Source organism: Vibrio sp. 2130-1 (genome assembly GCF_033339515.1).
This window is the reverse complement of record NZ_JAWOUT010000004.1, coordinates 368687-380673: the sequence shown is the minus strand read 5'-3', so window position 1 is coordinate 380673 and position 11987 is coordinate 368687. Positions and strand designations below refer to the sequence as shown.

At 40.7% G+C, this 11987-nt stretch carries 13 protein-coding genes; 5 read left to right on the top strand and 8 right to left on the bottom strand.

What is annotated here, in order from left to right; translation table 11 throughout:
• From tssL to tagH, 4 genes are read right to left on the bottom strand one after another with little or no spacing between them, the layout of a single operon-like run.
• The gene (gene tssL, locus R7Q09_RS08420) at nt 1-1293 is read right to left on the bottom strand and encodes a type VI secretion system protein TssL, long form (RefSeq protein ID WP_053307737.1); all 1293 of its coding nucleotides are present in this window, start codon (nt 1291-1293) and stop codon (nt 1-3) included.
• Between the two features lie 11 nt (nt 1294-1304).
• Nucleotides 1305-2630 carry a type VI secretion system baseplate subunit TssK gene (gene tssK, locus R7Q09_RS08415; protein ID WP_080276943.1) on the bottom strand — a complete coding sequence of 442 codons (1326 nt, stop codon included), beginning with the start codon at nt 2628-2630 and terminating at the stop codon, nt 1305-1307.
• A gap of 21 nt (nt 2631-2651) precedes the next feature.
• Nucleotides 2652-3107: a type VI secretion system lipoprotein TssJ gene (gene tssJ, locus R7Q09_RS08410; protein WP_005375933.1), complete on the bottom strand. Its 456-nt coding sequence runs from the start codon at nt 3105-3107 to the stop codon at nt 2652-2654.
• A gap of 11 nt (nt 3108-3118) precedes the next feature.
• Nucleotides 3119-4312 carry a type VI secretion system-associated FHA domain protein TagH gene (gene tagH, locus R7Q09_RS08405; protein WP_005375931.1) on the bottom strand — a complete coding sequence of 398 codons (1194 nt, stop codon included), beginning with the start codon at nt 4310-4312 and terminating at the stop codon, nt 3119-3121.
• A gap of 312 nt (nt 4313-4624) precedes the next feature.
• Here tagH and R7Q09_RS08400 point away from each other — a divergent pair, with 312 nt between their 5' ends.
• From R7Q09_RS08400 to R7Q09_RS08390, 3 genes are all read left to right on the top strand, one after another.
• Complete coding sequence (locus tag R7Q09_RS08400) at nt 4625-6775, top strand: serine/threonine-protein kinase (RefSeq protein ID WP_318070640.1); 2151 nt, start codon at nt 4625-4627, stop codon at nt 6773-6775.
• A gap of 446 nt (nt 6776-7221) precedes the next feature.
• A complete protein-coding gene (locus tag R7Q09_RS08395) occupies nt 7222-7557 on the top strand; it encodes an Hpt domain-containing protein (RefSeq protein ID WP_031781126.1) in 336 nt (111 codons plus the stop codon).
• Nucleotides 7558-7591: 34 nt separating this feature from the next.
• Nucleotides 7592-7783, top strand: a complete 192-nt coding sequence (locus R7Q09_RS08390; protein WP_025767706.1) for a hypothetical protein — start codon at nt 7592-7594, stop codon at nt 7781-7783.
• Between the two features lie 70 nt (nt 7784-7853).
• On the opposite strand, the gene R7Q09_RS08385 is transcribed toward R7Q09_RS08390, so the two are convergent.
• The 4 genes from R7Q09_RS08385 to R7Q09_RS08370 form a co-directional block, all read right to left on the bottom strand.
• Complete coding sequence (locus R7Q09_RS08385; protein WP_025998580.1) at nt 7854-8315, bottom strand: ATP-binding protein; 462 nt, start codon at nt 8313-8315, stop codon at nt 7854-7856.
• Complete coding sequence (locus R7Q09_RS08380; RefSeq protein ID WP_318070641.1) at nt 8296-9525, bottom strand: PP2C family protein-serine/threonine phosphatase; 1230 nt, start codon at nt 9523-9525, stop codon at nt 8296-8298. Before R7Q09_RS08380 ends, R7Q09_RS08385 begins: the two co-directional genes overlap by 20 nt.
• A gap of 29 nt (nt 9526-9554) precedes the next feature.
• A complete protein-coding gene (locus tag R7Q09_RS08375; protein ID WP_005375908.1) occupies nt 9555-9815 on the bottom strand; it encodes a hypothetical protein in 261 nt (86 codons plus the stop codon).
• Between the two features lie 220 nt (nt 9816-10035).
• Nucleotides 10036-10650 carry a glutathione S-transferase family protein gene (locus R7Q09_RS08370; protein WP_005375905.1) on the bottom strand — a complete coding sequence of 205 codons (615 nt, stop codon included), beginning with the start codon at nt 10648-10650 and terminating at the stop codon, nt 10036-10038.
• A gap of 284 nt (nt 10651-10934) precedes the next feature.
• On the opposite strand from R7Q09_RS08370, the gene R7Q09_RS08365 reads away from it, so the two are divergent.
• On the top strand, nt 10935-11510 hold the full coding sequence (locus tag R7Q09_RS08365; RefSeq protein WP_005375904.1) for a TetR/AcrR family transcriptional regulator: 576 nt from the start codon (nt 10935-10937) through the stop codon (nt 11508-11510).
• A gap of 1 nt (nt 11511) precedes the next feature.
• Nucleotides 11512-11916: a PPC domain-containing DNA-binding protein gene (locus R7Q09_RS08360; RefSeq protein ID WP_151515507.1), complete on the top strand. Its 405-nt coding sequence runs from the start codon at nt 11512-11514 to the stop codon at nt 11914-11916.
• The last annotated feature ends 71 nt before the right edge of the window (nt 11917-11987 follow it).

Sequence of the window (11987 nt, the reverse complement as noted above, 5' to 3'; positions counted from 1 at the left end):
TTAATTCGCGACAAGAAGGTCGATTTCAATCCGGCGGTTAATAGCTCGGTTTTCATCACTACTGTTTTCAACTAATGGTCTTGCATCCCCCAATCCCTCGGGTATCACTCGCCCTTCTAATGCACTATTCGAGATCAGTTGTTCAGACATAGCAGTGGCTCGAGCTAATGATAGGTGCCAGTTCGAGGGATATTTACTCGTGAAAATAGGCCTATCGTCGGTGTGACCAGTAACAATGATCTTGCCTTGGGTCGACTCCAATGTTCTCGCAAGCTTAGAAATAACGGGTTGGATGTAAGCGACAACATCAGCACTACCTGATTCAAATAGATCTTGAGACTTTAACGAAATTCTTACCCTGTCTTGCAGCGGCTCAACATTGATTAGCCCCTTACCGATCTCAGTTGCTAGATACATTGAAATCTTTTCTGCAATTGGCGCTGATTTTGATTCTGACGTTGCATCTTGGTTAAGTTGTTGCGGTTGAATCAAATTGACTAATTGAGAAAAGGTGCGATTGGATGCCTTATTTAGCTCATAGCTAAAATACATATATATGCAGACCAATAATGCCGCCGTTACAGAACATACAACCCAAAGAGGGGCTCTATCAGAAGCTTTTGAGCCATTCAAAATGTGTTGGTCGATACTATTACTTAGCTCCTGAGGGACTCCTCTCCCATAAGACTTAAGAGTAGCAATAACCTGTCTTCTCAATTTCCGGTGCGATTCCAGTCCATTTTTTTCTAAACGGTATTGACCCAGAAACCCGAGAGATAAGCACACATACATTAGTTCAAGCAAATCTAAGTTCGCATCTGGTTTCGCCATGCACTTATCAAGATGCTTAAAGAACGCTTCCCCACCTTGACTGCTAGCATAGAAGGAGCTAAGTAATGAATCGTGACTCCAGAATGAATGCCCACCCCAATTGGTGTTAAGGACAACTTCATCTAGTGAACAGCATAAACAATAACGAGCTGTATCAATGGTATCCAAATCAACGTCATGCTGACGTAATCGGTTCTCATAATCTCTAAGCTTTTGTGCCAATGTCTCTTTTAGAAACAACGGATCGGAATGAGTCGCTGTCGACCGAATTTGACCGATAATAGATAACAGGCCATTCGCCTCTGCTAGTAGAGAGTTATTCCCATAAGCGACCACTGAATCATTGTTCACCAATTCAGGGCTTTTTGAGATAACTACGGTATTATCCAGTGACTTTTCTGATTGTGGTTTCGATGCGGGTGCTCTTCCACCCGGTGTTGGTTTTACGATCGTTTGTTCCATACTGAGCGCGCCTATTGATTAATACTCCAAAGCTCAAGTTCAGCATTCGGAAAATGCCCTGATAGGTGAAGCGCAATACCGCCACTATCTTTTAGCCTCATCCAAAATGGCCCTTTCTTGACAACTTCGAAATAGACATAGCCCGTTTGGTAAGGAATCTGTCTCGGGACGACACTCAACGGCACTACGTTTATACCGTTGATTTGATTATTAATTAGATCGCGAATCTGTTCTGCCGGGCCAAACTTGAGTTGCGCTGGGACCAGGCGTCTTATTTCATCTGTTGTGGTATCTGCTTTAATTGCTAGCACAAATTGGCATGACTCAAGCAAGCGTTTATCTGGAAGTGGCGTCACTTGAATACCGTACTGGCGAGGCTCCAACGGAAGTTTGGTCGCAGTTTGGTCAAGAACAACACTGAGGTACTGACTGAGTATCTGATTCAACTCGCTATAAACACTTGATACATCTAAGTGATCATACGCAAGCAAACTTGGGACTCTTTTAGTTTTATTAGAAAAAGTGGCTAACTCACCAATGTAACCTTTAAGTGTCGTCGCTAATTCCAGTGGATGTAACCTATCTAACTCACTGAAATGCTTTAACTTCGCCTCATATCGGTTCAGCATTTGGAGCATGATGAAATCAACAGCAGATGCCGATGCAGATTTACCCTTAATCAAGCGCTGCGCAATAACGTCAGCACGCATCTTTGTCATCGCGATAACGTTACGTAGATAGGCTGACATAACTTTGTCGCTAAGGAGATTGATAAGCGGAGGAACGTACTCATCGTCTAGTATAACTTCACCTTCAGGAGTTACCTCTTTGATCCTTAAGATAGGTAACTCCACATAACCCGCTAATTTGTCATTACTCGCTTTCAACTCTAGGTTAAGGGCTGCAACTTGGATGGTTTCTTCATCTTGTCCTGTAAGGTTATCTATCACGTCGATATCTTGAAGTACATAACGAGAGACGATCGATTCGCTTACATCCGAAACGTTTTTACCTGTAACACTTGAAAGAGGGAGAGTTATTTTTACTAACGTATTTTCAGTGTTTTTATCAATAAGTAGAGGCGAAACTGAATCGTTGGATATTAACGTATTAACCAACGTCATATCTGGCAAAACAGCTTCAAGATGCTCAAGTTCAATAAGACCATCTTTTAGCGCGTGTTTTTTTACTCGACATTTCCAAACTCCCCAATTGTAAGCCCCACCTAACTGATGTAAGCCCTTGAATTCTTGAGAGGTTGCGCGTTCTTGTTGTTGGAAGTGCTGGGGACGTAAAAACATTCCTTCGCACCAAGCCGTCTTGGAGTATTGCGTCATTTATAATTAGCCAACTAAACGTTATTTAACGACCAAAGACAGATCTTCTAACAATACTTGATATGTGTTGTAACCGGTCTTATCCACTTTAATGACTTGTCGCCAATTTGAGTTTTCAATATCTCGAAACGCTACGACAATGCCTAAATATTCTGTCTTTGGAGACATACTTGCTTGATATGTTTCTTTCTGACCTGGAGTTAATGAAACTTCATATTTATTCACTAAATCAGGTCCTAAGACTTTTTCACTTTCTTCATAAATAGAAAAAAAGTCCTGGCTTTCGAAAATGGTATTTGACGTTAATTCAAATACATACACCACTACAGGAGAAGGCCTGCCGTTTGAATCAGGATTAATGTTATGACTTGCTGCTATTTCTAAATCTGAGTATGGATCAACAACTAGGTTCGCTGCTGAGCACCCAAATAAAGCTATTGAAATTAATAACAAAATATATTGGTAAAACTTTTTCATCACCCTAATTCCTAGCCTTTGTTTTTTAATGCTAATTCATAGTGCTTAGCGAAGTCTTCTAAATAGAACGGAGACTCTTTATTGATAATATCATCGGATAACTTTTCATGAATATCCTCAAACCTCTTCCAACTTTGAGCATATTTTCTAGCTGGAATAACCTTATTAATAACCGTGTCTTTCGCTAAAGCATCTGAGTATATAGAAGTAGGTTCAACAAGTGACATAACACTCGAAACCGTACCTTCAACACCTTTCATTAAGGCTTGCTCATGACTTTCGATGTCATTAAATGCTTCTTTAATGGCTGCATTTGGCTTTAAGAAGCTAGCGGTTTGACGGTTATATAAGTTATGAATCGCATCTTCTAAGTTTGCAGAAAACTTTAAAGGGTTATTTTCTGACTTACGAAATGCGGTATGACTAAGTCGATTTGTTTGTTTAAACACTGCTCTGTTATGCAGTGTTTCCATTAAACCAACTAGCATCAAAGAAAATGACTCCCCCAGTTGTTCGAACCATTCCTCTCGGTTATCGCTGGGAATCATCATTGGATCTATACCCACCCCTCTAACAAAAGCCGCAAGTTCACCCCCATTGGTATCAAAGTTGGGAGTCGATAGGTGTTCTGATTGTCGGTTAACTTTCGGTAAAGTTTCAGATACGGTGCTCTGTTTTTCGGGCTTTGGGATATCAATAAAATCATCGACTAAACCAATATCTAGCTGAAAGTCAGAAGGAACACTTTCGTTTAAGAGTTCACTAGCACTAAGGCCTAGGTCAACAAATTCTGCTTCCGATGGACTTGAGACTACTTCAGGGGGTGCGCTAGAAAGACTTTTACTTGTCTCAAGACTGAATACATCTGTATCTGTTTGAATAGAGACTGAAATTTGATAATCCCCTAAGCTAACCATATCGTCATCGCTTAGTGCTATTTCATTTCCTTGACCCACAGGAGTTACAGCATTATTTACAAAAGTACCATTAGTTGAGAGGTCTTTTATCAAGTATTTGTCACCAAACTTAATCAGTTCTCCGTGGGTTCCGGATACCACTCTTTCAGGATCTGGTAGTGTCCAATCACATTGTTCAGACCTACCAAATGTAACCTTGGCATGTTCATCACTTGATTCAAACACGAACTCACTCTCAATCTCTGGAGTAAATTTGTGAAAACTTGTTATGGTTAAAACCAACTTCATGTAAACCTCGCCAAAGACCTGCTAGATATTATTTTTAATTTTATTATTAACTGCTTTCTTATTAACAGTAAGATTAATAAAAATCTTAATACTGCCATTGAAAATCATGCACGGAATAATGAATCATTTTTTTATCAAAGCAATCACGTATTGTTCAACAATTTTAATTATCCAACCAAGTTCAAATTTTTGACACTTAGACTTTCATCAATAAAAAAACGAATGTTAGTTTGGCCGAGAAATTCTAACATAATGACTTTTCATTGAGCAGAAAGGTATATATTCCCCCATCATTTATACGGAGTTCTTGTGATGGAAGACAGTAATAAAAACAATTCTATAAATAACGAAGAAAGCGGAGATAAAACTAAAATTGTAAAGACTCAAAAACGAGACAATGCAATTAAATCAACCAAAATCACTAATAATGAAACCTCCGTTAAAAATAAAAATGAAACAAATACAAAACTGTCTCAAAAAGAAAACACTCCGTTAGTTAATAAGAAAAAAAACAATAAAGATGACTCATTAAATAATAACAAAGATGTTATTAACGAAAGCTTAATAGGAACGACCGTTAAAAATCGGTATGAAATTGAGTCGGTTATTGGGCATGGTGGGCTTTGCGATGTTTACTTAGCTAAAGATAAGATTCTTGAATCTTCAGGTTCAGAAACACCCTACGTTGCGTTAAAAATATTACAGAAAGAGTTTGCTTCTCAACCAGAGACTGCACGCATGTTAATACGTGAAGCTCAACAAACTCAAAGGTTAAGCCACCCTAATATCATTAGGGTTTTTGATTTTGGTGTTGATGGCGAAATATACTTTTTAGTTATGGAGTATATTAACGGAGAAACATTAGAGAGTTTAATACAGCGTTCTAGGCCCCATGGGCTGAAGTTTAATGCAACTTTATCAATCCTAAATCAGGTACTCGATGCACTCTCATATGCTCACTCTCTTGGTGTAGTGCACGCCGACCTAAAGCCCGCTAATGTGATTTTAACGTCTGAGGGTAACGTTAAGCTGCTTGATTTTGGTGTATCTAAAACTCATCAATTAAAGCAGGATCAATATGCGGCTAAACGTAAATCCGAAAATGTTGAAACGCTTGGTTATACTCCCAACTATGCATCACTCAACCTGTTATCCGGTAAGGAACCGAACTTAAGCGACGATATGTTTGCTCTATTTTGTATTGCTTACGAGTTATTGAGTTGCAAACACCCTTACGCAAGAACTCCAGTTAATGAAGCTCTCAAACAGAAGATCAAGGTCTCTAAACCAACTAACATGCCCGCATCTAAGTGGCCAATATTTTCAAGCGTATTTTCAACTGGCATCATTCCGAACGAGCTGACCCCTGAGCAGTTGAAACGCAAATTGAATATTCGCTATTGGCCTATCGCTAGCGGCGCGGCAGCGAGTATATTATTAGTTAGCGGCATTGTATTTGGTTATCAGCAGCAACAAGAAACCATCGCCACTTTGGAAACCGTTATTAGCAAGCAAAATGATCAAATTGCCGGACAAGAGTGGCAGCTTGATACGCCAGCAGAAAAAAGTTTGGCACTGATTGATAGTGAAAAAAGCTTACATCCAGTCGTTAAGGCTGGCTTATTACGCTTACACAAGACCTATATTCTCAGCGAGTTTGAATCTGAAATTGATCAGGTTTTGAATTCTGATGCCAACAACTACCCGAATTATGATGAAATTGAGTCCATACTTGATAAAGCAAAAACCTACTACCCTGACTCACATAAAATAGAAGTTCTTGCCTTAGATATTCAGTCAAGCAAGCACTCCACGTTACTTTCGATAGCAAGGCAAATCAACAGTCAACTTGAAAAGTCTCGGTACAGTAAAGAAGACGGCAGTAAATCCATCTATGAGCTCAAGGATGAGTTAAATCAGATTCATCAAGGTTATCCTTTCACGCCAAGTTCGTTATCTAGCGATGTTTTCGGTCAGCACCTCACTGAAGCACTCAAAAAGAAAGACGCAGCTGCACTTGTTGCTCTTATTAAGGTTGGGAACACCTTCTTTTCAAACGTAGAAGAGCATCAAGAGAACTTACAGATAAGTAATGCGATGAAAGATGCAGTGCTGGAAATGAAATTATATGAGACAGCGCTAGATTCCAACAACCCTCTACCGTTTCCAGAAGATGCCGCTAGAATCCTGTTCCAAGAAGAGTTTGAAAACTTTTATTCTCGCCTAGAAAAGGCAAGGACGACAACTCATCTCGATAACTTGGTGAAGGATGTGGATCTGTTCTCGAAAAACTTTCCTATTGGTTTTCAGGATGTTAACGATTTAAGATTCAAAACTGCTGATAAATACTTACGCTTCTCCGATATATTGCTTAATAAGCGAAGGACTTCAAGCGCAAGACGCGCTATGAAGAAAGCCAACGAGCTTATGAAGCAAATAGAACAGGACTCTAAGCAAAGCTAGTAATACAAAAGGGACGCGAGTCCCTTTTTTGCCGTAGATTACTTGCCAATATGCAACTAGATTGCTAATTTATACTTGTACTTAATGAGGAGAGTTAGCCTTGACTGAAGGAATAGTCAAAGTTGGCGAACGTCTGGCGTCCGTATGTAACGATAGCCTTAAACTAGGACTGCAAGACACTTACCGACTCGGCGTTTTACTTGGAAACATCCCCTTTGCTACTTGTGTTAAAAACACGCGAGTTGAAGTTTTTTCATCCCTACATTTCGACCATTGCCGTTTGGATATAAGTCAAAATATCTTTAACAATCACTTTCTTTTTGTAAGTTTATCTCAAGCGACAAGCAAACTATTTCTGCTCAAATACTGGTTATGCCATTCATACCTTCGGCTAAGCCTTCATTATCCGAAACATTCCTCTACCTCAACGTTTAATAGGGGTATACATGATTAATTTTGATGTTCTCAATACATACATGGATAACGACGTAGATCTGATCGTCACTGTTTTTTCTACATACCTTGAAGATCACACGAATGATATAGAGCGTATAGATGAGCTATATGCAAGCAAATGTTGGTCAGAACTCTATCTATTAGCTCATAGTTTAAAGGGCATTCTAGAGAGTTTCGGAGAAGACACCGCGGTCATTGCGTTTCAAAGAATAGAAGAAAAAACCAGAAACGATACAGCGCCAGATAGCTCAGATATAGCTATAGTTACTAAAGAGCTAGCTGCAATTAATCAACAAATCTTCACTTACTTGAAGAATATGCAATAAAGAAATTCAAGGCTTAACTGGGGGAAATATGGCAATGAATAATAGCAATTTTAGGGAGTTGATTGAGTCTCTCAAAGACCTAACACCAACTCAAAAAAGGTACTTACTTAGCCGTACAAAGATGGCGCTAGATGATGAAAGTAATATGTTAAACATCAGTGATATTCTAACACCAGAAGAGTTGGAGGCGTTACTATCACCGGCACCAACAACGAATACAAAATAACAATGATATACAACGCAACCGTCAGATTAACGCTAGGGACCAAGTGAAGCAAATCGACTTTGCTTGGTTGTTAGTTTCTCTCCCTATTCCTTTTCACTACAACAAACGTATTGTTTTCGAAACCTTTTTCCAATGTAAACAGGTCAGATAATTGAGCGACTAACATCAGTCCGCGACCAGAGGAGGACCAACTATCGTCATCCATTAAGTTAGGTGCCTCAATCTGTTTATTTTTATGTTGGATGAACGTCTTTTCATTGATCGGCGCTCCGCAATCAGAGACTCTCAGTTCCACGAAACCGGACACTTGGTCATCCCCAACCCTACACTCCACTTCAATTGGCAGGCCTTCTATTTCACTGTAAGAATGAATATAAGCGTTATTCATGAGCTCAACGACACAAAGCTCCAATGATTGAATTGCATTTAAGGGGATTTGATGACCCATCAAAAACCGAACAACGTCTTTGCTCGCACTTCGTGAGTGAGTAAGGGAGCTCCCGTAAGTTCGTTTAAATTCGCTCTTTGACATTCTTTTCCTTAAAATCGAGCCTCTCACCATGCCATTTTACCTGTAAAAGGCTGGCATCATCATCAAACTCATCTTCGTTGTGCCAAGATTGTACTTTTTTAAAGACGTCTCCCACTTGATCTTCAACTGGCAGCGTGCAAACAGCTTTTACACTCGATGCCAATCGTTGTAGTGAAAACATCTCCTCACCCTGTCTCGCTTCAATCAAACCATCCGAATAAAGCCACAATGCATCGCCCTCATCCAGACTAATTTGGTTACCGATATATTCCATCGGCTGCATTGCACCAACGATAAAGTTATCGTCACCTATCTGTTCCATCGTTTTCGTACTCGCTCGCCAAACTAAGATCCTGGGGTGGCCAGCCGTGCAATAGCTAAGTCGCCCTGATTTTGTGTTAAGAATGGCGTAAGCCATAGTAAAGTAAAGTTGACTGTTTCTAGTTTGCTGATAACGCCGATTTAGCCGTTCAATCACAGATGCAGGCTCACTTACGCAATAGCCGTCATCTCTCAACTCCATCGTGATCGAATCAGGCCCCTGACTTTGAGATAGCGTCTGTTGAATAGAAAAAGCCATCAAAGCTGAAGAAACACCATGACCAGAAACATCAAATACATAAAACGCAACATGTTGTTCATCGAGCTCCAAATACCCCAACATATCACCACCAATCTGGGAGCATGGTTTGTAGACATAACTAAACTGTATATTTTGGATAGTTGATTCAGAAGGGAGTAGTTGCTCCATCAGATGACTCGCAGACTGCAGGTCTTGGTGAATTGTTTGATAGGCCGCATCTAGTTCTTTATTTCTCTCAACGAGTTTGTTGTGCAGTTCTAAAGTACGAAACCCCGCACGGATTCTGGCCTGAAGTTCCTCTACAGACGTCTTCTTATCTACGAAATCATCTGCGCCAGCATCAATGCCTTTCACGATCGAACTTTGGTCATTTCTAGAAGACAGTAGAACAAAGAAAATGTAACGCTCGCTAACTTTAGATTTTAATTGGCGACACAATTCAATACCACTAATTCCAGGCATCATTAAATCACTCAGCACAAACTGAATATCAGGGCGGTGGGTTAGCACTTCGAGCGCCGCTCGTCCGTCTTCAACAGCAAGCACTTCATAGCCTTGCTTTTCCAATGCACTGCTGATGTAAAGCAGGACTGTTTTACTATCATCGACCAAAAGAATGGGTTTCATCTTCCTCCTTAATACGGTTGCTTTACTGGCTAACGCAAAACACTAGTCACTGACTGCTCATTTCTAAAACGGCTGTAGTCTTCGGCTAATAATTGGTGTTGATATCGAGTGTAAGACAACGCTTCATTAGAAATTAGTATCTGATGCTCTTTTTCGATTAACTGACTTTGCAGCCTTTCAATCTGTTCATTCTGCTGTGTGTAATTGAGGTACAGTGCGAATAGACCAAAAACCGAAACCATTAACAGGGCTATTAAAATATTATTGATAGTTTTCACTTGAATATTCATGACCTCTCCTTGTCTATTATTAGACTTTCCATGATGAAAGAGAGCGTCTACGGACCAAGAGCTCGAGGCTCTAAAACGCAACGAAGCAAATTGAGGTTGTTTTTCCAATTATAGGCGATAGGAGAAAAAATAAGAAAAATCTGAAAAAATTTGAATATCCTGCTGAGTTAAGAATCGGTAAGGTAGTAGCAGCGAGCTATCATCCACTCGCTGCAATACATTAACTCTGAAATGCAGGTCTAGCTAAAATTTGGTTATACCATCGAGCAATGTTTGGCGACGTCGATAGCACATCAATTTCTAGGCCTTTAATTGCGAAACTGATCAAAATAAAGCCTGTTATATCGACAATAGTAAAATGGTCTACGGCGATAAAATCATTATGTTCAAGACGCTTGTCTAAGACAGGCAGAAATTCGTAGACGCGTTGTTTTGATTCTTCGCCCCATGCTTCAACGCAACGTTCTCTGTCTCCATAAACTCCGGTCATGTTTCGAAACGCCTGAAATGCCGCATTTAGTCCTTGGAACTCCACCACACGATGCCACATTTCCACCTGAGCACGTTCGAGCTGGTTAGCACCAAACAGCGCCAGATCATTTTCAAACGCTTCATCTAGGTAGCGACAAATCGCCACGCTTTCACAGATCGTCGTACCATCATCCAGTTCTAGTAGAGGCACTTTACCGTTCACGCTTTTCGATTTAAACGGTTCAGATAGGTTATCGCCCTCACGAACGTTCAGCGCAATTCGCTCAACCTCGCCACCGATTTCCTTTAGAAAAATGCTAACTCGCTTACAACTTGGAGTCATTGCGGTTTCATAGAGCTTCATTTCACATCCTTTTATCTTTTTCTAACCGATTGGTTAGGATATACTGTAGCCAGTTTATAAACGATCAGTCAAGAACTTCACTATCAAAAATTTTCAAACAGTTGTGGGTCTGTTTGCTGAGCGAGATTTTTGATGCCGTTTGTGAGTTCACATGAATTTGGAGGTTGATACCCAAGAATAGATGGGTATTCATCATATTGGTTCAGTTCGAACGCTAGAGGTTCTCTGTACCATCCCTCCAAAGCAATTTAATTACCCGATAAGCAGACCCAGGCAGGTAATTTATGGCAAGAAAAGCCAACTTCGACCGAGATGAAAAGCTTCTCGTGGCTATGGATGTGTTTTGGCGCAAGGGCTTTGCGAACACGTCTATCTCGGATCTCACCGACGAGTTGAACATCAACCGCTTCAGTCTTTACAACACCTATGGTGACAAGCAACAGCTCTACTACGAAGCGCTCGATACCTACTTGAAAAAGGTCTCGCTACCGTCACTGAATGATTTGGAAAAAGACGACGCGTCCTTACCTGAGTTGGAATCGTTCCTCAAATCCTTTGCTGAACTGCAACGCAAACGCAACTGTGGGTGTTTTATCCAAAATGCGTTGATTGAGCACGCTGGTGAAGACGATGATGTACTGCGTAAAGGGCATTTTTTGTTCGACCATCTTATCGACATCATTGCGGATGCGCTGACCAATGCGCAAAAAGAAACCTTAGTGCCGAAAACGTTGAAACCAGAAGAGCTCGCTCGTTTTGTTCTCAACAACATGCAAGGTATGCGCGTACTTGGCAAAGCCAAACGTTATGCCGACTTGGATACCGCGCTTTCCTGCTTGCTGGTTTTGATTAGGAAGTGACATGTCGATTGAAGTGATAGCAGTACGTCTTACCAAAGGCATGGACTTAAAGCTGAGCCTAGCGAAATTGGTCGAGCAGCATGGTATCAAAGCAGGCTCGATTGCCTCATGCGTTGGCTGTATCTCTGACCTCAACCTTCGTTTGGCAGGTGCAGAGAGTAAGTTAACCAAACAAGAGCCATTTGAAATCGTCTCTGTGATGGGAACACTAACGCCTGAGCATCAGCACGTTCATATCTCGGTGTCTGATCGTGATGGACTAGTTTGGGGTGGGCATTTGCTGGAAGGCACAGTGATTGATACTACCGCAGAATTGATCATCCATTCTTACTCAGAGCTTGAGTTCACTAGAGCGATGGACGACTCGACTGGCTATACCGAACTACAAGTGAATCCTTCCAAATAGTAAAAAGCTCCAGAGCCATACTGTGGTGTCTCTGGAGCTTTATTCGCTTGTCTCTTACGCTAAGAATTTAC

What these genes read in the sequence shown, in the direction of transcription:
- tssL (WP_053307737.1), bottom strand. Translation starts at nt 1,293, where the DNA reads ATGGAACAAACGATCGTAAAACCAACACCGGGTGGAAGAGCACCCGCA.
- tssK (WP_080276943.1), bottom strand. Translation starts at nt 2,630, where the DNA reads ATGACGCAATACTCCAAGACGGCTTGGTGCGAAGGAATGTTTTTACGT.
- tssJ (WP_005375933.1), bottom strand. Translation starts at nt 3,107, where the DNA reads ATGAAAAAGTTTTACCAATATATTTTGTTATTAATTTCAATAGCTTTA.
- tagH (WP_005375931.1), bottom strand. Translation starts at nt 4,312, where the DNA reads ATGAAGTTGGTTTTAACCATAACAAGTTTTCACAAATTTACTCCAGAG.
- R7Q09_RS08400 (WP_318070640.1), top strand. Translation starts at nt 4,625, where the DNA reads ATGGAAGACAGTAATAAAAACAATTCTATAAATAACGAAGAAAGCGGA.
- R7Q09_RS08395 (WP_031781126.1), top strand. Translation starts at nt 7,222, where the DNA reads ATGATTAATTTTGATGTTCTCAATACATACATGGATAACGACGTAGAT.
- R7Q09_RS08390 (WP_025767706.1), top strand. Translation starts at nt 7,592, where the DNA reads ATGAATAATAGCAATTTTAGGGAGTTGATTGAGTCTCTCAAAGACCTA.
- R7Q09_RS08385 (WP_025998580.1), bottom strand. Translation starts at nt 8,315, where the DNA reads ATGTCAAAGAGCGAATTTAAACGAACTTACGGGAGCTCCCTTACTCAC.
- R7Q09_RS08380 (WP_318070641.1), bottom strand. Translation starts at nt 9,525, where the DNA reads ATGAAACCCATTCTTTTGGTCGATGATAGTAAAACAGTCCTGCTTTAC.
- R7Q09_RS08375 (WP_005375908.1), bottom strand. Translation starts at nt 9,815, where the DNA reads ATGAATATTCAAGTGAAAACTATCAATAATATTTTAATAGCCCTGTTA.
- R7Q09_RS08370 (WP_005375905.1), bottom strand. Translation starts at nt 10,650, where the DNA reads ATGAAGCTCTATGAAACCGCAATGACTCCAAGTTGTAAGCGAGTTAGC.
- R7Q09_RS08365 (WP_005375904.1), top strand. Translation starts at nt 10,935, where the DNA reads ATGGCAAGAAAAGCCAACTTCGACCGAGATGAAAAGCTTCTCGTGGCT.
- R7Q09_RS08360 (WP_151515507.1), top strand. Translation starts at nt 11,512, where the DNA reads ATGTCGATTGAAGTGATAGCAGTACGTCTTACCAAAGGCATGGACTTA.